The organism is Peptostreptococcaceae bacterium (assembly GCA_016649995.1).
Classification (GTDB): Bacteria; Bacillota; Clostridia; order Peptostreptococcales; family BM714; genus BM714.
Map to the genome: position 1 here is coordinate 1 of JAENWJ010000014.1, position 21,822 is coordinate 21,822.

At 43.2% G+C, this 21,822-nt stretch carries 22 protein-coding genes; 7 read left to right on the forward strand and 15 right to left on the reverse strand.

The window, feature by feature from the left end; all coding sequences use genetic code 11:
• Positions 1-271 precede the first annotated feature (271 nt).
• From JJE29_04160 to JJE29_04195, 8 genes are all read right to left on the reverse strand, one after another.
• Complete coding sequence (locus tag JJE29_04160) at positions 272-1,672, reverse strand: oxaloacetate decarboxylase subunit alpha (protein ID MBK5251808.1); 1,401 nt, start codon at positions 1,670-1,672, stop codon at positions 272-274.
• Positions 1,673-1,904: 232 nt separating this feature from the next.
• Positions 1,905-2,771, reverse strand: a complete 867-nt coding sequence (locus tag JJE29_04165; protein MBK5251809.1) for a MurR/RpiR family transcriptional regulator — start codon at positions 2,769-2,771, stop codon at positions 1,905-1,907.
• Positions 2,772-2,787: 16 nt separating this feature from the next.
• Positions 2,788-3,489: a purine-nucleoside phosphorylase gene (gene deoD / locus JJE29_04170; GenBank protein MBK5251810.1), complete on the reverse strand. Its 702-nt coding sequence runs from the start codon at positions 3,487-3,489 to the stop codon at positions 2,788-2,790.
• Positions 3,490-3,559: 70 nt separating this feature from the next.
• Positions 3,560-4,657, reverse strand: coding sequence for a 2Fe-2S iron-sulfur cluster binding domain-containing protein (locus JJE29_04175; protein ID MBK5251811.1), 1,098 nt, complete (start codon positions 4,655-4,657; stop codon positions 3,560-3,562).
• 13 nt (positions 4,658-4,670) lie between these two features.
• Positions 4,671-5,261, reverse strand: coding sequence for an NADH:ubiquinone reductase (Na(+)-transporting) subunit E (locus JJE29_04180; GenBank protein MBK5251812.1), 591 nt, complete (start codon positions 5,259-5,261; stop codon positions 4,671-4,673).
• Complete coding sequence (locus JJE29_04185; protein MBK5251813.1) at positions 5,258-5,893, reverse strand: NADH:ubiquinone reductase (Na(+)-transporting) subunit D; 636 nt, start codon at positions 5,891-5,893, stop codon at positions 5,258-5,260. The genes JJE29_04180 and JJE29_04185 overlap by 4 nt, the downstream gene beginning before the upstream one ends.
• Position 5,894: 1 nt before the next feature.
• On the reverse strand, positions 5,895-6,506 hold the full coding sequence (locus JJE29_04190; protein ID MBK5251814.1) for an FMN-binding protein: 612 nt from the start codon (positions 6,504-6,506) through the stop codon (positions 5,895-5,897).
• Positions 6,503-7,465, reverse strand: a complete 963-nt coding sequence (locus JJE29_04195; GenBank protein ID MBK5251815.1) for an RnfABCDGE type electron transport complex subunit D — start codon at positions 7,463-7,465, stop codon at positions 6,503-6,505. The genes JJE29_04190 and JJE29_04195 overlap by 4 nt, the downstream gene beginning before the upstream one ends.
• A gap of 139 nt (positions 7,466-7,604) precedes the next feature.
• Here JJE29_04195 and JJE29_04200 point away from each other — a divergent pair, with 139 nt between their 5' ends.
• From JJE29_04200 to JJE29_04220, 5 genes are all read left to right on the forward strand, one after another.
• Entirely contained in the window at positions 7,605-8,279 is a 675-nt protein-coding gene (locus JJE29_04200; GenBank protein MBK5251816.1) for an HAD-IA family hydrolase, read from the forward strand.
• Positions 8,280-8,555: 276 nt separating this feature from the next.
• Positions 8,556-8,972: an NAD-binding protein gene (locus tag JJE29_04205; GenBank protein MBK5251817.1), complete on the forward strand. Its 417-nt coding sequence runs from the start codon at positions 8,556-8,558 to the stop codon at positions 8,970-8,972.
• Positions 8,938-9,270, forward strand: coding sequence for a hypothetical protein (locus JJE29_04210; GenBank protein MBK5251818.1), 333 nt, complete (start codon positions 8,938-8,940; stop codon positions 9,268-9,270). Before JJE29_04205 ends, JJE29_04210 begins: the two co-directional genes overlap by 35 nt.
• 53 nt (positions 9,271-9,323) lie before the next feature.
• Positions 9,324-9,854 carry an NAD-binding protein gene (locus tag JJE29_04215; protein MBK5251819.1) on the forward strand — a complete coding sequence of 177 codons (531 nt, stop codon included), beginning with the start codon at positions 9,324-9,326 and terminating at the stop codon, positions 9,852-9,854.
• Positions 9,854-11,302, forward strand: a complete 1,449-nt coding sequence (locus tag JJE29_04220) for a TrkH family potassium uptake protein (protein ID MBK5251820.1) — start codon at positions 9,854-9,856, stop codon at positions 11,300-11,302. The genes JJE29_04215 and JJE29_04220 overlap by 1 nt, the downstream gene beginning before the upstream one ends.
• An 80-nt stretch (positions 11,303-11,382) precedes the next feature.
• On the opposite strand, the gene JJE29_04225 is transcribed toward JJE29_04220, so the two are convergent.
• Genes JJE29_04225 through JJE29_04240 form a run of 4 tightly spaced genes read right to left on the reverse strand, consistent with a single transcriptional unit; the run spans position 11,383 to position 14,727 of the window.
• A complete protein-coding gene (locus tag JJE29_04225; protein MBK5251821.1) occupies positions 11,383-12,504 on the reverse strand; it encodes an aminotransferase in 1,122 nt (373 codons plus the stop codon).
• Between the two features lie 19 nt (positions 12,505-12,523).
• On the reverse strand, positions 12,524-13,540 hold the full coding sequence (locus JJE29_04230; protein ID MBK5251822.1) for an ornithine cyclodeaminase family protein: 1,017 nt from the start codon (positions 13,538-13,540) through the stop codon (positions 12,524-12,526).
• Positions 13,527-14,513 (reverse strand): pyridoxal-phosphate dependent enzyme, encoded by a 987-nt coding sequence (locus tag JJE29_04235; GenBank protein MBK5251823.1) that lies wholly within the window; start codon positions 14,511-14,513, stop codon positions 13,527-13,529. Before JJE29_04235 ends, JJE29_04230 begins: the two co-directional genes overlap by 14 nt.
• Positions 14,514-14,562: 49 nt before the next feature.
• Positions 14,563-14,727 carry a hypothetical protein gene (locus tag JJE29_04240; protein MBK5251824.1) on the reverse strand — a complete coding sequence of 55 codons (165 nt, stop codon included), beginning with the start codon at positions 14,725-14,727 and terminating at the stop codon, positions 14,563-14,565.
• Between the two features lie 541 nt (positions 14,728-15,268).
• On the opposite strand from JJE29_04240, the gene trpB reads away from it, so the two are divergent.
• Positions 15,269-16,447 (forward strand): tryptophan synthase subunit beta, encoded by a 1,179-nt coding sequence (trpB, locus tag JJE29_04245; protein MBK5251825.1) that lies wholly within the window; start codon positions 15,269-15,271, stop codon positions 16,445-16,447.
• Between the two features lie 154 nt (positions 16,448-16,601).
• Here the strand turns inward: trpB and JJE29_04250 are convergent, their stop codons facing one another.
• Positions 16,602-18,848, reverse strand: a complete 2,247-nt coding sequence (locus tag JJE29_04250) for an ATP-dependent helicase (protein MBK5251826.1) — start codon at positions 18,846-18,848, stop codon at positions 16,602-16,604.
• Positions 18,849-19,065: 217 nt separating this feature from the next.
• Here JJE29_04250 and JJE29_04255 point away from each other — a divergent pair, with 217 nt between their 5' ends.
• Positions 19,066-19,581 carry a GNAT family N-acetyltransferase gene (locus JJE29_04255; GenBank protein ID MBK5251827.1) on the forward strand — a complete coding sequence of 172 codons (516 nt, stop codon included), beginning with the start codon at positions 19,066-19,068 and terminating at the stop codon, positions 19,579-19,581.
• 58 nt (positions 19,582-19,639) lie between these two features.
• Here the strand turns inward: JJE29_04255 and JJE29_04260 are convergent, their stop codons facing one another.
• Positions 19,640-20,023 (reverse strand): hypothetical protein, encoded by a 384-nt coding sequence (locus tag JJE29_04260; protein ID MBK5251828.1) that lies wholly within the window; start codon positions 20,021-20,023, stop codon positions 19,640-19,642.
• Positions 20,024-20,050: 27 nt separating this feature from the next.
• Positions 20,051-21,604 (reverse strand): DNA recombination protein RmuC, encoded by a 1,554-nt coding sequence (gene rmuC / locus JJE29_04265; GenBank protein MBK5251829.1) that lies wholly within the window; start codon positions 21,602-21,604, stop codon positions 20,051-20,053.
• Positions 21,605-21,822 lie beyond the last annotated feature (218 nt).

Consider the following 21,822-nt stretch of genomic DNA (forward strand, 5'->3'; position numbering starts at 1 on the left):
AAAAAGACCCGCATTTGATGTTAGATTCTTAACTTTAAAATCAATTTTGTTAACCATAATCAAGACCCCTTTTCACTACTTTTGTTACTATTATCTTACCACATCTGGAGTGTCAAAAGCAGGTAATTCAACATATTTTTGTGCTATTTACTTTCGCCTAATGGGTGAAAGTTGAATTTTGAAGAAACCCTTATGTATTATGGCTTTGAGGGTGTTTTTTAAATTGTTGACGTAGAATCTAGGTTTTATGCTTTTGCATTCCAAACTTTCATCAAACTGGATAGACCCCTTCCCTCTGATCTCCGATTGTATCGTCCAATCCATACTTCAGGGCCCTGCGTTCCTTAAAATACTCCATAGCCACCTCCGGAAAAAGCGCATAGGAAAGAACATCCTCTCCCTGCTCCATATAGGCTTTTATCTTATTCCTCGCTGCCTCGTATTGCGGAGGAATCAAATCGGCCGGGCGACAGGTAATGATTTCTTCATTTCCTATTATTTTTCTTCTTATTTCCTCGCTTATTTCAACGGTCGGTTTTCCGTACATGCCTTTGACGTATGCCTTCACTTCTTTCGGTATCACCTTGTATCTTTCTCCCATAATTACATTGAACACGGCCTGGGTACCTACTATTTGACTCGTAGGTGTAACTAGCGGAGGATATCCGAGATCCTCCCTCACCCTGGGAATTTCCTTTAGCACCTCATCAAACTTATTCATTGCGTTTTGCATCTTCAGCTGACTTACTAGATTCGACAGCATCCCTCCGGGCACCTGATAGACCAAGGCCTTTATATTTACCTCAAGAACCTTGGGGTCGAGAAGCCCCTCTTTCATGTACCTTTCCTTTATGGGATTGAAGTACTCGGCTATGCAGTTTAGCCTATCCATATTCAGCCCCGTGTCATACTGCGTCCCTCTCAGAGTCGCCACCATAGATTCCGTGGGCGGTTGGCTAGTTCCCCTTGAAAAAGGTGAAATTGCCGTATCCACTATGTCGGCTCCAGCCTCGATTGCCTTTAGGTAGGTCATCGAAGCCAGCCCGCTTGTTTCGTGAGAATGAACCTGCAAAGGCAGATTTACCTCTTCTTTAATGGCTCTCACCAATTCATATGCGCAGTAGGGCGTCAACAGCCCCGCCATGTCCTTTATACATATTGAATCGGCTCCCATTTCAGCCATCTCCTTCGCCAATTCAACATACATTGCCGTTGTGTGAACCGGGCTTACCGTATATGAAATGGCCGCCTGAGCATGTGCATTTTCTGCCTTAGCGGTCTCCATAGCCTTCCTCATATTCCTCGTATCGTTCAATGCGTCGAATATCCTTATTATATCTATGCCTCCGTAAACAGCTCTCTTTACAAACTCCTCCACAATGTCATCCGAGTAGTGCTTGTACCCCAGAATATTCTGTCCGCGTAGAAGCATCTGCAGCTTCGTATTCTTAACCATTCTCCTTATTTTATTCAAACGGTCCCACGGATCCTCCGAAAGGAAGCGCATGCTTGCGTCAAAGGTAGCCCCTCCCCACATTTCTATCGAGTGGTAGCCCGCTTCGTCCATTTTTTTCAGTATGGGTTCCATCTCATCCGTTCTCATTCTAGTAGCAATGAGCGATTGATGGGCATCTCTTAAAACAGTTTCCGTAATCCCAACAGCTTTCGCCATGGCAGCCTCCTTGAAATCCCGATCTCGTTGTCATTGTTGTTGTTGTTGTTATTGTTGTTGTTGTTGTCGTTGTTACTACATTGTATTTCATTGTTGTAGTATTTACAATATCAAGGGCAAACTATATATGTTTTTTTCTCTGAACACTTTCAAACGCAACAAAAGACGGCACCATCCCGCGGCCCGCCTTTATCTGTATGTTTTGTATTAATAGCTTTGATTTGCTCCCTAATTATAAATACATGTCGAACATTTCAAACCCTTCTATTGTTTCCTTAAGATTCCTGTATACAAATTCCTTGTTCTTTTCTAGGAGCTTTATCAGGAGTATGTTGCACAGCTCCAGCGTAACAATATGTGAATTAAAAAAGCCTGTATTGTCAGTTTCAACTACGAATGCAATGTCGCTTTTTATTCCTATAGGAGAAAGCTCTCTGTCTGTGATTGAAATCACTGCCGCACCCTTTTCTGACGCAAACCGCACGGCATTAAGAGTAGTCTTTGAATACCTTGGAAAACTTCCTGCAATCAAGAGGTCTCCCTCATGTACTGCTCCCAGCTTCTCTATGTTTTCGAGGCCTCCCTCGGTTATTGAAACAACCTTGAAGCCCATCCGCCTCATATGCATAAGCAAAAAGTCCATAGCCAGCGCACCGTCGTGCAATCCAATAAAATATATCGTATCCGAGGCATATATAAGCTCCACAGTCTTTTCTATCTTTTCGATGCTTATTTCAAGAATAAATGACTTAAGATTATTCAAATCCCGCTCAGCAACCTGAAGTCCCATGTCTCCTGAATCCTTAAGGTCCGAAAGGCTTTTAAGAACACGCTCATCAGGGGTGGCTATTTGCCTTGTTTCCACTATTATTGCGTTCTTCAAGTCGCTGTACCCTTCATACCCTATGGATCTAGCGAACCTGATTATTGTAGCATCTGAAAACCCGACCCTTTCACCCAATTCGATCGCAGAAAGGAAAGGAACCTCCTCGATATGGTCTATCATATATTTTCCTATGGCCATCTGGCTCCCTGTTAGGCTTTCATAGTTTTCTTTCAGTCTCTCGAGCACGTCCTTTTCCCTTTTTGTTTTTTTCATCCTAGCCCCCCCTTGTTTATTCGAATATGCCAAGCGCTATCTCAATCATGTCCCTAAAGGTTTTCTCTCTCTCCTCAGCGGTTGTAGACTCACCCGTAACTATACTGTCACTCACTGTCAGAATTGCAAGCGCCTTTGTTCCACGCCTCGCAGCTATAGTATAAAGCGCAGCAGCCTCCATTTCCACTCCCAAAACGCCGAACGCAGCCCATGTCTTCCACTCATCCGGATTTTCTTTGTAGAAAAGGTCTGTGCTGAGTATATTTCCAACATTTACTTTTATCCCATTTCTTCTCGCCGATTCGACGGCCTTTTCAAGCAACCCGTAGTCAGCGCAGGAGGCATAGTTCATTCCTCCAAACCAGCGATCAGTCATGCTTGAATCAGACGATGCGGCCTGAGCGACAATAACATCCCTGACTTTTATATTTTCTTGGTAGGATCCGCAGGACCCCACCCTTATTAAATTCTTCACACCATATTCATTTATCAACTCTGTGACGTAGATTGAAAGCGACGGCATTCCCATGCCGGTTCCCTGTACCGATATCCTTTTCCCCTTATAGGTTCCGGTGTATCCGTACATGCCCCTTACCTTGTTATAGCAAAAGGCATCCTCAAAAAAATTTTCGGCTATGAATTTTGCTCTCAACGGATCTCCTGGCAAAAGTACTGTATCAGCTATATCCCCTTTTTTAGCTTCTATATGCACGCTCATCAATTTCCTCCTTTAAAAGATTCCTATTGACATTATATCACAGTTCGAATGCCCTACGAACCTGACCTCTCTAGAACTTGTCGTAATAGATACGCTCCTCGTCCATGCCCTTTTCAATTAGCAACTTGACTATTGCGTCAATCATAACGGGACTCCCGCAAAGATATGCCTCCTTATTTTCAATATGTTCAAGATGTTTTAGAAGAGGCTCCGTCACTCTTCCCCGCTCACCCTCCCAATCGTCCTCCGGACCGATTCTGGAAAGAGCCGGAACGAATTCAAAATCGAATAAACTCTCCTCAAGATTCTGCATCTTGTCCATGAAAAACAAGTCGTCCCTATTCTTTGCACCGAAAAAGAATAAGCATCTTCTTTCTATCCCGGAGCTTTTCATGGCTCTTAGAATGGAAAGTATTGGCGCCATGCCCGTCCCTGCTGCCACCATTATCATTTCCCTGTCATTGTCCTTGTAAAAGAAATTTCCAAAAGGCCCGTTGAAGCTAACGCTGTCTCCTTCCTTTAGGTACTTGTGGACGTAGGTCGTACATACTCCTCCCTCCACATAGCCTATTATGAGCTCTATGAAATTTTTGTCAGTAGGGCAGGAGGCTATTGAGTATGCCCTCTGAACCGACTCGTCACTCTCTGCATAAGGAGGAGCCACAAGCTGAACATACTGCCCCGGCTTGAAATCAATTTCTCCTCCCTCAAGGATATCGAGTACAAGATGCTTGATTTTAGGAGTTATATCTTCGATTTTTCTGACAACAGCCTTGTATTCTCTTACGTTGAATAGATCCTCCGGAATTTCAATCTTTATAGGTTCCTTTACCTTTATCTGGCAAGCAAGACGCACACCCGCATCTATTTCCTCGACTGAAATGAGGCCCTCCTCCATAGGAAGTATTGCGCCCCCGCCTTCAATTACCTTTAGCTTGCAATACCCACAGGTCCCTTTGCCTCCGCACGCCGATGGAATAAATATCTTTTCGGAGGACAATGCCGACAAAAGGGTATCCCCTCCGCGTACCTCAAGCTTCTTCTTTCCGTTTATTGTAATGTCAACCATTCCATAATCACCGACGGTCCTCTTGGCAAGTGTAAGAAGAAAAGCAAGGAATCCCGTTATTCCGGACATTATGGCAATCGTAGATACAATGTCGTTCATAGAATCCCCTCCCTCAAGATATCTGCACCATACCCGAAAAACCCATGAACCCGAGAGCCATGAGCCCGGTTATTATTAATGTTATTCCGCCCCCCCTAAGACCCTTGGGGACACGGCTTTCGTTCAGACGTTTCTTTAAACCTGCCAATGCGACAATCGCCATTGTCCACCCAACACCGGAACCGAATCCGAATGCAAGGGACTGGATGAAACTGTATCTGCGTATCACCATGAAAAGCGAAACACCCAAAATAGCGCAGTTTACCGTTATCAGAGGAAGGAAAATTCCCAGCGCATGATGCAAGACCGGCAAATGCCTTTCCACAATCATCTCAACCAATTGAACAAAGGCCGCTATGCTTATTATGAATACTATGTATCTTAGATACTCAAGATTCATCGGTATGAGCACATACTTGTATAGGAAATAATTTATTACGGTAGTGAATGTAAGCACAAATGTTACCGCCTGTCCCAATCCCAGGGATGTCTTTATATCCTTGGAGACAGCTATGAAGGAGCACATTCCAAGAAAATTTGCTAAGATCATGTTGCTTGTAAAGATTGATGCCGTAAACAAAACAAAAGGATTAAGTTCAGTCATCGCGCTTTCGCCTCCTCAGCACTTTCGGAAATCTCCCGCCTGTCCCTCAATGTATTGACCCCCCAAACAACCAGCGCAAGCATGAAGAAGGCTCCCGGCGGCATTATCATTATGACCCAGTTAGTCCATCCGGACCCCATCACAGGTATCCCGAAAAGTGTTCCAAACCCAAGAAGCTCTCTTGCGAAAGCCACTATAAGCAACACCGCAGTGTAACCTATTCCATTGAAAATTCCGTCAAGAAATGATATCACCGGCCTGTTCTTCTGGGCAAACACCTCGCACCTACCCATTATGATGCAATTGGTTATGATAAGCCCCACATATGGACCAAGGGCCTTGCTTACTGTCGGCAAGTAGGCCTTAAGATAGATGTCCACTATTATTACAAAAGCGGAAATTATTAAAACTTGAACCATCATGCGTATATGCTTTGGAGTGTATCTCCTTAAAAGTGATACAGTCAGCTCGGAAAAAGCCGTCACAAATATCAACCCAACACCCATGACAAAAGCATTGCTCATCCTATTTGTTACAGCCAGTGCGGAACAGATTCCCAAAACCTGTACCACCACAGGGTTTTCCTTCCATATTCCCATTATGAAAACATCCCTTGCCTTAAGCTTGGCCATTTTACTCGCCTCCCTTCAATTCATCAATCTTATCTCTTAAAAATGGATTAAGTATTTTAAGCACGGCTTTTGAAGTAGCTGTTGCCCCTGAAATAGCGTCAACATTGCCTCCCGGCTCCGGTCTGTATACAAGTGGACCGCCTTCCGCAACGTCCAGCGCGACTCCTCTGAATTGCTCCCTGAACCACAACTCGTCAATGCGCCCCCCCAAGCCTGGGGTTTCGCTATGCGTGGTAAAGGTCAAGCCCTCCAAGGTTTTCATGTCTCCGGAAATCGAAATGAAGCCCTCCATCTCGCCCCAAAGTCCGCTTCCGCTAAAGAATAACGCCACATCACCTGTTTTTTGGGCAACATACCCGTAATCCTCTTCTATAACCTGCTCGTCATATGCAGCCAAAATACCGTCAAACGAAGAGTCATTCTCTATCCCGAGGACATACAATATGCTTTCCCTCTCTTTAATTTCGCCGGCTCTCTTGATTGTTTCCCTTGTAGAGTCATTTAGATATGCCAAGACCGATATGAAAACCACTGTCACAACCACCATGAAAATCACTGGATAGTAATATGTTTCCTGCAATGGCCTTTTTGCTTTATCCCTTCCTTCCGTCATGAGGCTATCACCTTCTCTGCTCTTTTTTCAAAATAACGCACCCCTTCATCTATAAGGGGACCGAACGTGTTTCCAATAAGTATCGCAAAGGTTGTTCCCTCTGAAAAAAGGCCGTATCCCCTGATTATTACCACAATCGATCCTATCAGGAATCCGTATATAAGCTTGCCCTTTGGTGTTTTGGGCGCCGAAATCGGTTCAGTTATTATAAACACCATTGTAAAAAGAAACGAACCCGAAAGCACCCCATATAATGGATTTGCTACAATTTCAGGTTGCATCAGACTTAGAACAGACGACAGCGCAACAAATCCGCCCGCCATTCCTGCCATCAGTCTCCAGTCAGCCACCCTTGTCTTAAGAAGATATACCGCCCCAATCAGAATAAGGATTGCGCTTGTTTCACCCATGGAACCTGCAATATTTCCTAATATAAGCTTAGAATGCGGAAGCATTTCCCCCGCATTCTTGAAGAGAGCAAGCGGCGTAGCTGTTGAAACCCCTTGAATATTCGCTCCCAAGTATGACGAAAAACCGCCAAAACTGCCCTGCGCCACTCCGGTCCACTCTGCGTTTAATGGCTTTGAGAAGGATATGTATACAAATGCGCGCCCTGCTATTGCAGGGTTAAAAAGATTTGTTCCGAAGCCCCCGAATACCATTTTCCCGAAAGCTATCCCAAACGAAATCCCTACTGCCGCAATCCAAAACGGCGTTTTGGGTGGAAGAGAAAGAGCAAATATAAGCCCGGTCACCAGCGCGGCCTCGGATATCTTCCCTCCCTTATTGCGAACGAAAAACCATTCGACAAGGCAGGCAAATAAAACGGAAATACCTATAAGAAGCAAACTCCTTAAGCCAAAAAACCAAACCGCCCCTATTGCAGCCGGCGAAAGCGCAAAAATAACCCTTTCCATCATCTTCTGCTTCATGAAATGCTTTCTGTATAGATCCGTCATCTTTTCCCTCCGCATCAAATAATATTATCGAACTTTTCTAATTGATACCCAATTGGTTTTCACGCTTAACAATCCTTTTCTTTTGTAAACATCCGCTTTCATGTATAATATTCTTGATGCACAAAGGAGGCCTGATTAAATGATTAAAACAATTCTTTTCGATTTCGACGGCACACTAGTAAACACAAACGAAATCATCAAACTTACACTAAACGAAATATCAATAAAATACGCAGGAAAGGAGCTTACTGCAAAAGACTTCGACGATATGCTCGGTAAACCGCTAAAAGACCAAATGGCCCAAATATACGGCCTAAGCGGTGATGAATTAAAATCAAACTACTCGGAATTCTTCACTCTCTACCGCGAATTGTACAACAGCCGCAGAGACGATCTTACTAAGGAGTTCGTCGGAGTTCGTGAAATGTTAGAGGCTCTTCACCATAAAGGACTTGCAATTGGAATAGTTTCAAGCAAGGGAACAGATGGAATACGCCACGGTCTTGAAAAATTTGGCTTATCAAAGTATTTCAGCATAGTGCTTTCAAAATACGATGTCGAAAACAGCAAGCCTCATCCTGAAGGACTTTTAAAGGCTATGAAACACTTGGATTCCAACACAGAGAATACCATATTCGTAGGAGATAGCAGGCACGACCTGCTTGCCGCAAAAAACGCAGGAGTCCCCTTCGTACTTGTTGCATGGACCATAGCAGGCTATGAAAAGCTCAAGGCTATGGAGCCCGAATATATAATTCAAAACCCTATGGAAATGATGAACATCATAAAAGCCTGTGGAGGAATCGAAAAATAATCGGTTTTCTCCACAGACTCCATCTCTTTTATTCACTTTTCCACAATATTCGATTTGCCGTCAAACCCTATTATAGTTTTTCATGATTAATACTACAATTTATGCAATTACAATCGCTTCTTTTGAAAATCACGGTCAAATTCCCACAAATCCTTTATATAGATATAACTCTTTGTTATAGTTATGATATATTTGAAAAGGAAGGTTAAATTACGATAACTTTCCATTTTTTTTGCATATCTTTCAATTTATAAAGACTAAAAAGGTTGGTGCCTTATGAAAATAATTATTATAGGAGCCGGAAAACTCGGCACAAAACTTGCGACTTCGATGCTTAGCAATAACATGCATGTCGCCATAATGGACAGCAATCCGGTAGTCCTCGGCAAACTGAAAGACCATATGGATGTATTGACCATAAATGCCAACGGAGCGAGAAAGGAAATTCTCGAAAAGCTCAATATTTCATCCTACGATCTGGCTATTGCTGTAACAAGCAACGACGAAACGAACATACTAATCAGCTCCATGGCCAAGAAACTCGGCTGCAAGAAAAACATACGGCATAGACCATGTGGTAAACCCCGACCTTGCAACCGCCAACGAGATACTCAGGTATCTGATGGAAAGCTATACATTCTACTTCGGCAACTACGCAATGGGAAAGGTCTCTCTTGTCAACTTCAATATTAAAAATATTCCCGCTTACGCAAATAAAAGCGTCAGCGAACTTAGCTACATGGACGGGCTGCTCATAGTCGCCATATCGCGAGATGGTCAGATTATTGTTCCGCACGGGGGAACTATTCTAAAGGAAAACGATATAATATATGTAATAGGGCAAAAGAACAAAATAGAAAGCATAGCCAAGAACCTTCAGGAACCAATAGGAAACAAGGCTATTAAGAAGGTCATGATTCTAGGCGGAGGAAAGATAGGTTACTATCTGGCCGAACGCCTTTCAAAAAAAATATTAGCGTCAAGATTATAGAAGCCAATCTTGAACGTTGCAAGGAACTCGCAGACCAACTTAACGACAATGTCTTGGTAATCCACGGAAATGGAACAGAAGCCAACCTCCTTGAAGAGGAAGATCTTTCCGATATGAACGCTTTCATAGGGGTCACCGGCTACGACGAGGAAAACCTGTTCATGTCTCTGAGGGCAAAACAGCTTAATATAGGAAAGGTAATTGCAAAAATTTCAAGACAGAGCTATGTGCATATAATCGAAAAACTTGGAATAGACCTAGCCATAAATCCTGTCAACATAACTGCAAGCGACATACTCAAATACATCAGGGGCGGCAAGGTAGTTTCAGTCTCCCTACTTCTTGATGGACAGGCCGAGGTAAGCGAAATTATAGCCTCTAAAAGCTGGAAGTTTCTTAAGCAACCGATAATGAATCTTAATCTTCCAAAAGGCATCATAATCGGAGCGATAGTACACGACGGCAAGGTCCTCATTCCAAATGGAAATTCAATCATACAAGCAGGAGACAGGATTGTAGTCTTCTCTCTCATGTCCGAGGTAACAAAACTCGACTCTTTCTTCCCCTTAAAGGACGGCCGATAATGAATCATAGAATGGTATTCAAAGTATTGGGATATTTATTGCTAATAATAGCACTAGGAATGGTTACGCCTCTTCTTATTTCAGTAGCTCACCAACAAAGCGACACCATCCCCTTTCTTATAAGTATAGCCATAACAGCATTAATTGGTTTTGCTTTGACTAGGATCCCATTAAAAAGCAAAATGCTCAAGGTAAAGGAAAGCCTCGCCATAGTAACTTTTGGTTGGCTTTTCGCTTCCCTTTTAGGGGCCCTTCCCTTCTACATATCCGGATGCATACCCAATTATGTAGACGCTTTTTTTGAAACCGTATCAGGTTTCACCACGACAGGCGCCACCATAATAAATGATATAGAGGTGCTCCCAATGGGGATCCTCTTTTGGCGTTCCTTCACCCACTGGATTGGAGGCATGGGAATACTGGTTGTCGCGGTTGCTATTCTTCCAATAATGGGCACAGGAGTCTTCCATGTGTTCAAGGCGGAGAGTCCCGGACCGGTAGCCGACAAGATTGCCCCAAGAATAATGGAAACCGCCAAGATACTCTACACGGCGTACATCGTAATATCTCTCGCAGAATTCCTGCTTCTAATGCTTGGAGGCATGTCGGTATTTGAATCCGCCGTCCATACCTTCGGAACACTTGGAACTGGAGGCTTCTCGACAAGAAACTCAAGCATAGGCGCCTTTAACAGCCCATACATTTTTAATGTCATATCTGTTTTCATGATAATGGCGGGTACAAACTTTGCACTCTACTACAGCCTTTTCAAGGGAAAGTGGAGAGATGTCATAAAAAACACAGAGCTGAAATTCTATCTTGGAATCTTAGCCGTATGCGTTCTTGCAATAACAATCGACAACAATTTCCATATATATCACAATTGGTTTGAATCCTTCACGCACTCACTGTTTCAGGCAAGCTCAATAATGACCACTACAGGATACACCACCTTCGACTATGAAAAATGGTCAGCCTTCTCAAGAAGCATCATTTTCATGCTGATGTTCGTTGGGGGATGCGCAGGGTCGACAGGCGGTTCAATCAAAGTTGTTCGTATTCTTGCACTGATAAAGCTAATCAAAAGGGAGCTTACCAAGATCTTGCACCCACGCGCAATAGTGTCTGTCAAGTTCGGTGACAATCCGATAGCGGAAGACACACTCCTTAACATATCAAGTTTCTTCATGCTTTACATGCTTATATTCATACTTGGATCGGTTGCAATCTCACTCGAGGGAATAGATTTTTTGGGTGCGACAAGCGCCGTTGCCGCAACCCTAGGAAACATAGGTCCGGGATTTGGTTTCGTTGGTCCGACACACACCTATTCTGAGTTTTCCGTTTTAAGCAAGCTGCTTCTTTCATTCTTAATGCTGATTGGAAGGCTGGAGCTCTTCACTGTAATAGCCCTTATGTCGCCCAAGTTCTGGAAACGCGAAATGTAACCAAAAGCAAAGCCGGCTCCAACTGAGCCGGCTTTTTTATTCAAGAGTTTCAATCTGAAAAGGTCCGAAAGAACCGTTTTTTAAAGCGATTTCACAAATTCTGATATCCTCCTCAGCCCCTCAGCTATAATGACAGGGTCGTTCGCATATCCTATCCTAATATATCCCTCCATCTGCATCACATTTCCGGGAAGTAAAATTACACCTGTTTCATCAAGCAATCGTTTGCAAAAGATTTCTGAATCCATGTCCAAATCGTATTTCAAAAAAGCGGTCGTTCCGGCCTTCGGCTCTACATAGCTTATTTTCTCCTCTTTGGAAACCCAATCAGAAAGCATTTTCTTGTTTTCCCTTACAATCTTCAAGTTCCTTTCAATAATCTTATCCTTATTTTCAAGAGCCAATGCGGCAAGATATTCATCAATCATTCCGCAGCTGATTGTATTATAATCGCGATGCTTTAACACCTCATCCATAACATCTTTTGGTGCGCATATCCAGCCAGTTCTAATCCCAGCCATAGAAAATGTTTTGGACATGCTCCCAGTGCTGATTCCTTTTTCGTAAAGATCGAATACAGATGTCATAAAGGGATTCCCTTCATGGTTAAGGCCGCGGTAAACCTCGTCAGCCAAGATATACGCCCCAGCCTTTTCAGCTATGGCAACTATTTCCTTTAGAAAAGCCTCATCCATCAATGCGCCTGTCGGATTGTTAGGATTGTTTATGCAAATAAGCTTGACTCCGCCCTCCGCCAACGCTTCGAGTTCATTTAGGTCGGGAAGGAATCCATTCTCCTCTCTAAGCTGGAGTATCGACACCTCTGCTCCTATGGCTTCCGGAATGGAATACATCTGCTGGTAGGTCGGAAGCACCGAAATCACCTTGTCTCCCGGTTCCACCAGGGAAGTCAGCACAAGATTATTCGCGCCTATTGCCCCATGGGTGGTAACAATATTATCAATCTTCGCAGTCTCATAAAGACCCGCTATTTCATTTCGCAAACGGTCTGAGCCTAGTATCGCACCATAGGTAAGATGCATTTTCATTATGTCTTCAACAACCTTTTCCTTCGGCTCTCCTGAAAGCTCGATGAGCTCTTCAACTACAAATGATTGCACACAGGTCTCTGCCATGTTCACTTCGCAGAAATCCTCATATTTGTTCATCCACATCTCCACACCAAAATCCTTGATTTTCATTTTTGCTTCCTCCCTTTTTCTACAAATCTATAATATCGCCTATTCCAAGCAATTTTGCCTTATCCAACGCCAATTTTGAAACCATCAGATCCTGAAGCGCTATGCCCGTCGAATCAAAAATGGTTATGTCATCCTCACTAAGTCGTCCCTCTGTTTCACCTGAAATGACTTCCCCTATCTCCAGCAGAGGATTTTCAATGTTGACTATTCCCTTGGCAACCGCCGTCGCCGTCTCGCCCACCGCCGCCGCCTGATTGAAGTCGTCGACAAAGACCCTTGCAATCTCATAGAGGCTCTCGTCAATCTCCTGCTTTCCTTCCATGTCCGCCCCTATGCAGCTAATGTGGGTTCCCGGTTTAACCCATTCCCTAAGAATCATTGGTTTCCTAGACGGAGTTGCCGTTATTATGATGTCGCTTACTCCTACAGCCGACTCAAGATTATTGACCGCCTCGAAGGTCGCTTGGAATGAAATACCCGGAAACATGCTTCTAAGATTCTCCTCTACTCCCTCGCAGAATTTTTCAGCTTTCCCCTTCGTCCTCGGGCTGTGAACCATGACCTTCCTTATTCCCGGAAGAGCAGTCAAAACAGCACCAATCTGGAACAGAGCCTGATGTCCCGTGCCCACCATCAGAAGACTCTCTGAATTTTTTCTAGCCAGATATTTGGCTCCTATCGCGCCAGCCGCGCCCGTTCTCATTCCCGTTACATGTTCTGCGCTTAGGAGCCCCACGGGGACACCCGTTTTTCCATCAAATACAAGGGTTGTACCTATGAGGGCCGGAAGATTCTTCTTTCCGTTTTCACCGAACCACGACACAAGCTTAAGCCCAAAGATGTCCGCTTCCTTAAGATAGCCCGACTTTATGTCCATGTCGGCAACGCCTCTTTCAAATTCATGGAATACCATTGGAAACACATCTGCCTTCTTTTGATGCTTCAATACATAAACTCTCTCCACGGCATCTATTACAGAGCTCATATCAAGTACCTTCTTTATATTCTCCTGATTCAAAACCCTAACCTTGAACATGACGTTCCTCCTTGTCGTAAACACCTATAATCTGCCTTGTCATTTCCCAGGAAATATTCCCTCCGGAAATCACAAGCGCAGTTTTTCTACCTTCAAAAATTCCCCTGTTATCAATAAATGCCCCATAGCAAATTGCGCTAGATGGCTCACACATTATTCTCTCATTCTTCATCATAAGAAATGTAGCCCTTTTAATTGTCTCTTCGGAAACAATAATCACTTCATCTATGCAACTTGAAGCCATACTGAACGGGAGCCTGCCAACGCCTCCTATGAGCGCGCCGCAAACGCTTTCCTTCGATTCGTAGTATTCATGGCAAACATTGTCCCGCATTGAATCCACCATTGCCGGGCACGCCTCGGTCTGCACCCCTATTATGCGAATATCGGGATTAAACGCCTTTGCATATGCACCAATTCCGCATATCAGCCCGCCTCCCCCTATGGGAACGACCAATGTGTCGATTAGGGGATTCTGACGCAAAATCTCAAGTGCAACCGTACCCTGCCCAGCAAGAGCCACAGGATCCTCGTAGGGACTTACCTCTATAAGTCCCGTTTCAAGAATCTTCTCTTCCGCCACATGGTGGGCCTCATCGAAATTCTTGCCCACCATGCGAACCTTCGCACCAAATCTTTCCATCTTCTGCACCTTTGGAAGAGGCGTGGTCTCCGGAACAAAGATTTCAACCTTTTTTACACCGAGAAGGCTCCCCCCGTACGCAAGCGCAGCTCCATGGTTTCCCGATGAAACAGCAGTAACTCCCTGACGCAGTTCTTTATCCGTTAATGAAAGCAGCTTGCTCAGCACACCCCTTATCTTATAGCTTCTTGCGATTCTCTGGTGGCATTCCAGCTTCATGAAAACCTCTGTTTCCTCCGAGCTGAGATGCAGGCTTTTTTCAAGTTCTGTCTTGGTAATCAGTGGCTCTATTCTTTCATACGCGCTTTCTATTTCTTTGATTCCAATCATGGCATCCTCCTTATGGTTTCACTATATATCAGACTTCTATCAAAGCCCATCATATCTTTGTAATTTTATAAAAAGAGCCCTCCATTCCAGAATGAATTTCATGCTCAAGTATTCCGACCGCCTCTATAACTCGGTCCAGGCCTTCTGCCCCTGCAATTTGCCTGAATGCTGTCAGATGTTTCAATTTTAATGCATCCCTTATGGCAATACTCATAGCTTTCGCTCCATTTCTTTTTTTATTAATTATATCAGTATTCCAATTTAATACCATGCTTGCACAGTTTTATTGCGGGCAACCACCATTTTTTTTGTTAATATTTAAAAATCCCTTGACACTGCTTTAAATTTTTTATAAAATCAATTACAATAACTTAATCCATTAAAGCATTGATTGAGACGAGTAAGTTTGCAGACCGATTGTAGAGAGCCGGGAACAGGTGGAAACCCGACATCGCGAAACATACCGAATGGACTCATGAGCTGGCGCTGAACCCACGAAAGTGATAGTATGCAACACGGGATTCTCCCGTTAGAGAGATAGGATATCGGCCAAGCCCGTATCCGATAAGAGAATCGGAACCTTTTCCGGTCGACACGAGGTGGTACCGCGTTAATACGCCCTCTGTAGCTTTTGCTGCAGAGGGCTTTCTTATTTTTTGCAAAGGGGGAATTCATTATGGAACCTGCGTGGCGTAGAATACCGCATGAAAACGACGGCATAAACATTAAAAAACAACATCTATGGAGGATATGAAATGAAAAACAGAAACGGATATTTCGGAAATTACGGAGGCGCCATTGTCCCCGAGCCCCTGGAAGCAGTCCTAAAGGAACTCGAAGACTCTTTCTTCACATACGTAGACGATCCGGACTTTCAGGAAGAACTTGCATACTACCAAAAGGAATACATAGGCCGGGAAAACCCCCTGTACTATGCTGAAAACCTAACCCAAAAAGCAGGCGGAGCAAAAATATATTTAAAGCGCGAGGACCTGAACCACACGGGCGCACACAAAATAAACAATGCAATCGGACAGGCCCTTCTTGCCAAACGAATGGGCAAAAAAAGAATCATAGCCGAAACAGGCGCAGGACAACATGGCGTCGCTGCTGCTACAGTCTGCGCTCTTTTCGGAATGGACTGCATAATATACATGGGCGAAAAAGACATCAAGCGCCAATCACTTAATGTCTATCGCATGAAGCTCCTGGGCGCAAAAGTCGTTCCGGTCACTGACGGCGACGGCACACTAAAAGAGGCAGTAGATGCGGCCCTAAATGATTTTGTAGAAAATGCCGACACAACCTTCTACCTTCTTGGTTCTGCAGTCGGCCCCCATCCCTATCCTGTAATGGTTAGGGAGTTCCAGAGCATTATAGGGAAAGAGGCGCGAAGACAAATAATCGAAAAGGAAAACCGTTTGCCTGACTATATAGTCGCCTGCGTTGGAGGAGGAAGCAATGCAATAGGACTCTTCAGCCCATTCCATGATGACGCTTCAGTTAAAATGGTGGGCGTTGAACCTGCCGGAAAGGGTCTCGACACTCCCGATCATGCCGCCACACTTACAAAGGGCATACCCGGTCTGATACACGGATTCAAATGCTACAACCTGCAGGACGAATACGGCGTACCCCTTCCAGTTCATTCAATAGCCGCCGGACTTGATTATCCAGGCGTAGGCCCGGAACACAGCTTCTACAAAGATTCCGGCAGGGCTAAATACGAATCGGCAACAGACGCCGAAGCTCTTGAAGCCTTTGCCATATTGTCTCAGACAGAGGGCATCATACCCGCCCTTGAAAGCTCACACGCCGTAGCATACACCATAAAGCTCGCGAAAAGCCTTCCCTCGGACAATATCATCATAATGAACCTTTCCGGCAGGGGAGACAAAGACGTCAACCAAATAATGGCACTCCTTGATGCATAATTTTTAAATAGGAAAGAGGCTCCGGTAGTTCCGGGCCTCTTTCAATTTGTACCAATTTCATTAAATGTCATTGACCTGACTACTTACACATTTCACAACGCCTTAAATATCCATGCGCATTGTGTTCTTGTTAGTAATTGGTTTAAACACGCGCTTATTCCTCTTCAAGCTGAATAAGTCTATTTTGCAATACGATGCTGATTCTGAAAGCCTTAGTTTTACCGTCAATTCTTATGGAAACCTTGTCTTTCAAATTGTCTACTTTCTTAATTATGCCCGGACCGAACTTATTCACCAAAACTCTCTTTCCCGTTTTCAATTCATCCCTTGCTGCAACAAACTTCATTCCGGGCTCCGGCACTCGTTTCAGAGCCGACCTCTTGTATAACTCATCTAAATCATTCGCTTCAGCCTTGGCATTTCCATAAAATGCTCCGGCAGATTTTACAATAGATATTCTTTCTGTCTCAGGATGATGTTTCTCTGCATTGCTTATTTTAATAGCTTTTTTCTTTTTTTTTGGCAATGCGATTCCTGTTTCAATAAGAAACTCAGACGGAGCAGCATCATTTTCACCATAAAAATTTCTTGGCGACAAAAGGCACAACCTGCTCTTTGCCCTCGTTCCTGCCACATAGAAGAGGCATCGCTCCTCTTCCAAGGATCCCCCCGAAAGTCCGCTTCCATTTGTCGCCGCATGGAATGGGAACTCGTCTTCCACTAGGTCTATTACATAGACACTGTCAAACTCAAGCCCCTTAACTGAATGCACGGCGGACAGGCTAACACTGGCACTTTCATCCATATTTGCAATGGCTGTCCAAAAGTTTCTGAGACGATTGCAATACTGAATCGGCGTTTCATTCCCTACAATCATATCCTTCATTATGTTGAACATGGCCTTACTAGAGTTTTTACTATAGCCGTATGCATCGCCTGCATCATCGAGATAATCCGCATAGCCCCAGCCATCCTCTAATTCCTCAAATAAATTTCGAACCGGCATGTGTTTTAATCGCCTAATTTCCTGCAATCTTTTATTGAATCTTTCTATGTTTTGCTTTCCAGAAACCGAATTTCGTATGTTTGACTCTGTTAAACCTCCGTTTTGAACAAGGCTTTCCATGCTCCCCTTGTTTATAAAAAGCCCCATCTTATGATAAATCTGCCTAAAAGATTTTATATCCAAGGGATTGTCTACAAGCTTGCAAAAGGATGTTACATCCTTGAAAACACTTTTCAAGAAGAATTCGTTTATACGGCTTTTTTCTATATTAAAGGGTATATTGCTCATCCAAAGCTCATGAGCCATCAAAAATCCAGAGCGGTTACGGCGATAAATCACAGCTGCTGTTTCACCATCATTGAGCGAATCCAACTCTTTTGCTATTAGTCTGTTTTGCTCAAGCACGGATTCCGGAATTTCTATTCTTACGGGTTCCCCTTCTTCGTTGTCTGTTGTCATGGTCTTTTCGTATCTATTCTCGTTTATGCTAATAACCTTATTCATCGCGCGCACTATATGTTTCGTCGAGCGATAATTCTTCTCAAGCCTCGTTATAGCCGCCCCCGTGTGGCGTCTCCCGAATTCAAGCATGTAGCCCGGAGCGGCTCCTCTCCAGCCGTAGATGCTCTGATCCTCGTCCCCGCACATCAGCAGATTCTCCGACCGGCTTGCGAGCAGGCTGAATATCTCATGCTGCAGCTTTGAGGTATCCTGCGCCTCATCTATCTGATAGTAGTCATAGGCATCCTGATAAAACCTCAGGCACTCCGGACTATCCTTAAGTAGCTTATGGGCCATTTGAAGCATGTCGTCAAAATCAATAAGACTGTTTTCAATCTTCAAATTCTCGTAGCATTCGAGTACTTTATCGAAGCTCTCAATCTGCTTGTTGAGTCCCAAAATTTCTTCATTATCAAGCATTGAGTTTTTAGTGTATCCAATCAATACTGCTGTTTCTTTGACTTTTTCGGAGTCTGCATATTTATTAATTGCTTTGAATGCGGATCCAACCAGTTTTTCCTGTGAAGGAAACCCCCGGGTTCCCATGATACTTACCGACCTCAACCTCTCACCGTCAAACCTGTTTATACATCTGTTTGCAAAGCTATGAATTGTTGAAAACTCCGGTTCGCGTTGACTGCGTGAAAATATTGTAGAATAACGATTCTTCATATCAATGGCAGAAGCTCTGCTGAAGGTAACCGAAAGAATCCTTCGCGGGTCTACCCCGTGTTTCTCAACAAGAAATCCGGTGCGGCACATCATTGTTGTCGTCTTCCCCGAACCGGGAACCGCTATGGCAAGTATTGGCCCGTCTTTATGGCTTGCCACTTTCCTCTGGCCATCATTCAATATTATGTTGTTCTTTTCCTTCAATATCTTAAAAAAATCCATCTGTTTCCCCTTCTGTTTGCTCATCTGTTTTTATCATAAACAAATGGAGTACACAACGCAACCATGTAGTATTATACTTTATATTTAAACACCCTTGTCCTTTGCAATGAATTGTTTGACAGAACAATGCTTAGGATATATATTTTTATTAAGGGCTCTTATATGTATTTAACAGACTCTTTTAAAAGATAATTGACTGCCCGGGAGGTGGATTCATATGCTTATTAGGCCAATAAAGGATAGTGATGTTCCTGCTATTGCAGACATATACAACGAAAATTGGAAAATTACATATCGAAACTTATTGCCTGATTCCTTTTTAAATGGAATGACGCATGAACATTCAAGAGATAAATGGCTGAAATATTTACATACAATCTCCCATGGGGGTTTTGTTGCATTAGATGAAAAAAATCAAGTTATCGGTTTCTCGGCATATAAGCCATATACCGATTTAGAAAACTGTATCCTGCTTGATTCCCTTCACATAAAAAAGTCCGCGCAAGGCAAAGGAATCGGCAAGGCGCTTGTTCTTAAAATCGGCGAATATGCATGCAAAAGCGAATATAAAAAAATGGCCATTTGCATTGTTAAAGGAAATGACCGTGCTGAAAGAATATACACCCATTTAGGCGCGAGATTCTATAAGGATTTCATCGATAGCTTTGAAGGAACACCCTCCAACTCAACACTCCTTGTTTGGGATGACCTTAGCATCTTCAAAAGCATATAAAAATAATAAAATCAACAAAATGGGGACGGGGGCTATATCGTTGATTTATATCTATATATTATTTTTTTGTATATTTATCTAGTCCATTCATCCATCTATTAGTTCTGTCCGGAATCAGCTCTACTTTTTCCATTAATTCCTCAACATCTTTTTTCAGCATCAATTCCTTGTCTACTATGCAAATTTGTCTGTCTCCATTTTTCTCAATAAATCCGTCCTTGCTTCTATAAAATTCTTCTTCATATCTAATAAAAGTTTCATCAATCCCAGCACCTTCAATATACTTTTCCACAATCTGTTTGCCGGCACTTAAGGCCGTTGTATATGCAACAACCTCTCCCGCAGCGTTATACGCTACCGCATAGCTATTACCCTTTGTGAAAAATTCAAATCCTTTTCCTATATTCCCATTATTACTAAACAAAGCATCTAAAATCCCCATAATATTAATCCTCCATATATTTGCAAATCATTCAGCGCTTTCCGCAACGCGAAGTGGCCGCTCTCTGTTTTCAGAATAATTGACCAGCCCCTCCGGTAATTCTTTTTTTGTCTTTAGTCCCAATTCTTTAAGCTTCGTAGTTTGACGCACCAGATTGTCATTGCCCGTATACAATTGCTTGTAAGCATCTTGATATCTATCCTGCGCCTTGTCTATAGATTTACCCACCAATTCCAAGTTGTCCACAAAGCCCACAAATTTGTCGTAAAGCTTTGCTCCTCGATCCGCAATCTCTAGCGCGTTCCTATTCTGATACTCGCGTTTCCAAAGATCGACTATTATTTTCAGCGTGGTAATCAGGTTTGTTGGATTAATGAGCAGTATTCTCTTGTCATAGGCAAAATTCCACAATTCGGGATCCCCTTCCAAAGCGGCTATGTAGGCCGGCTCACTTGGAACAAACATCATTACAAAGTCCAGGGATTTGTCATAGTCGTCGTATCCCTTTGTGCTTAGTGAAACTATATGGTTTCTTATAGCCCTAACATGGGCATCAAGTTCTAGCTTCTGGACATCGGCATCCTCAGCAGTATTGTAGCGTGTATACGCATTCAGCGAAACCTTCGAATCGATGATAACATTCCTGCTATCGGGGTATTTAATTACAGCATCAGGGCGCATTTTCTTTCCTTCAGAATCGGACTTGAGAGCATTGCCTTTTTCATCCTTCAGTTCCATTTCCATAAAATATTGCTCGTTTTTACGAAGACCTGAGCGCTCCAGTATACTTTCCAGAATCATCTCGCCCCAGCATCCCTGGGTTTTCGCTTCACCCTTTAGCGCCCTCGTCAAATTCCTGGCCTCTTCGCTTATCACTTGATTAAGCTTAGCCAGCTCCTTGACCTTTTCCCCCAAGGAAAACCTTTCCTTCGACTCGCTGCTGTATACATCATTCACCTGCTTCTTGAAGTCCTCTATATTTTGACCCAATGGGTCAAGTATGGTCTTCATGTTTGTTTTATTCAGCTGGGTAAATTTTTCGGTTTTAGTTTCAAATATCTTGTTTGCAATATTCTCAAATTCCGCATTGAATTTATTGCCGATTTCTTCGATTTCAGCCTTTTGGGTTTCAAGTTTTTCTTTAAGCGCTTCGTTGTATGCCTCTGCAATAGCAAAATCCCTATTGTTCTTTTGAAAATCTGTTTTCAGCGACTCCAAGTCTTCATTGCTTTTTACTATGTCTCTATTCTTTTCCTCTATTGTTTTACTTGCAGCGCTATAGTTTGCTCTGGCCATTGCCAATTCGCCGCTTATGGAAGCCGATTGTTTCTCCCTTTCCAAAAGATCCATTTTAAGCGACACAATTTCATTTTCCGTATCTCTATCCCTTTTTTCAAATGCCTTCAGTCTTTCATCAGATGTAGCCTTATGTTTTTCGTAAGCAATTTCAATTTCGTTATAAGCCCTTTTAGCATCGTCCTTAGCACTTTGCACCTCAACCCTCGATTTTGCATTTGCTATAGATCTGCCAACCATAAATCCTATAAAGATGCCACTAATAAGACCAATTACTATTTCCATAATCCGATTCTCCTTTCCCTGTTTCAATACATCTTGTTTTATATTCAATCCTTATTTCTATCTTGATTTTACCATACTCAACAGGATAACCATCGGAATAAAAAATCAACGATATAGCCCCCGTCCCCATTTCGTTGAATACGGACTTTTGTAAAATAATCCAAGATATCCTTTCTATTTCACAATACCTTGCAAAAAAGAAGCAAGGAGTGCGGTTA

What these genes read in the sequence shown, in the direction of transcription:
- JJE29_04160 (MBK5251808.1), bottom strand. Translation starts at nt 1,672, where the DNA reads ATGGCGAAAGCTGTTGGGATTACGGAAACTGTTTTAAGAGATGCCCAT.
- JJE29_04225 (MBK5251821.1), bottom strand. Translation starts at nt 12,504, where the DNA reads ATGAAAATCAAGGATTTTGGTGTGGAGATGTGGATGAACAAATATGAG.
- JJE29_04230 (MBK5251822.1), bottom strand. Translation starts at nt 13,540, where the DNA reads ATGTTCAAGGTTAGGGTTTTGAATCAGGAGAATATAAAGAAGGTACTT.
- trpB (MBK5251825.1), top strand. Translation starts at nt 15,269, where the DNA reads ATGAAAAACAGAAACGGATATTTCGGAAATTACGGAGGCGCCATTGTC.
- JJE29_04175 (MBK5251811.1), bottom strand. Translation starts at nt 4,657, where the DNA reads ATGAACGACATTGTATCTACGATTGCCATAATGTCCGGAATAACGGGA.
- deoD (MBK5251810.1), bottom strand. Translation starts at nt 3,489, where the DNA reads ATGAGCGTGCATATAGAAGCTAAAAAAGGGGATATAGCTGATACAGTA.
- JJE29_04190 (MBK5251814.1), bottom strand. Translation starts at nt 6,506, where the DNA reads ATGACGGAAGGAAGGGATAAAGCAAAAAGGCCATTGCAGGAAACATAT.
- JJE29_04220 (MBK5251820.1), top strand. Translation starts at nt 9,854, where the DNA reads ATGAATCATAGAATGGTATTCAAAGTATTGGGATATTTATTGCTAATA.
- JJE29_04240 (MBK5251824.1), bottom strand. Translation starts at nt 14,727, where the DNA reads ATGAGTATTGCCATAAGGGATGCATTAAAATTGAAACATCTGACAGCA.
- JJE29_04195 (MBK5251815.1), bottom strand. Translation starts at nt 7,465, where the DNA reads ATGACGGATCTATACAGAAAGCATTTCATGAAGCAGAAGATGATGGAA.
- JJE29_04210 (MBK5251818.1), top strand. Translation starts at nt 8,938, where the DNA reads ATGGGAAAGGTCTCTCTTGTCAACTTCAATATTAAAAATATTCCCGCT.
- JJE29_04235 (MBK5251823.1), bottom strand. Translation starts at nt 14,513, where the DNA reads ATGATTGGAATCAAAGAAATAGAAAGCGCGTATGAAAGAATAGAGCCA.
- JJE29_04185 (MBK5251813.1), bottom strand. Translation starts at nt 5,893, where the DNA reads ATGGCCAAGCTTAAGGCAAGGGATGTTTTCATAATGGGAATATGGAAG.
- JJE29_04165 (MBK5251809.1), bottom strand. Translation starts at nt 2,771, where the DNA reads ATGAAAAAAACAAAAAGGGAAAAGGACGTGCTCGAGAGACTGAAAGAA.
- JJE29_04200 (MBK5251816.1), top strand. Translation starts at nt 7,605, where the DNA reads ATGATTAAAACAATTCTTTTCGATTTCGACGGCACACTAGTAAACACA.
- JJE29_04180 (MBK5251812.1), bottom strand. Translation starts at nt 5,261, where the DNA reads ATGACTGAACTTAATCCTTTTGTTTTGTTTACGGCATCAATCTTTACA.
- JJE29_04205 (MBK5251817.1), top strand. Translation starts at nt 8,556, where the DNA reads ATGAAAATAATTATTATAGGAGCCGGAAAACTCGGCACAAAACTTGCG.
- JJE29_04255 (MBK5251827.1), top strand. Translation starts at nt 19,066, where the DNA reads ATGCTTATTAGGCCAATAAAGGATAGTGATGTTCCTGCTATTGCAGAC.
- JJE29_04260 (MBK5251828.1), bottom strand. Translation starts at nt 20,023, where the DNA reads ATGGGGATTTTAGATGCTTTGTTTAGTAATAATGGGAATATAGGAAAA.
- rmuC (MBK5251829.1), bottom strand. Translation starts at nt 21,604, where the DNA reads ATGGAAATAGTAATTGGTCTTATTAGTGGCATCTTTATAGGATTTATG.
- JJE29_04250 (MBK5251826.1), bottom strand. Translation starts at nt 18,848, where the DNA reads ATGGATTTTTTTAAGATATTGAAGGAAAAGAACAACATAATATTGAAT.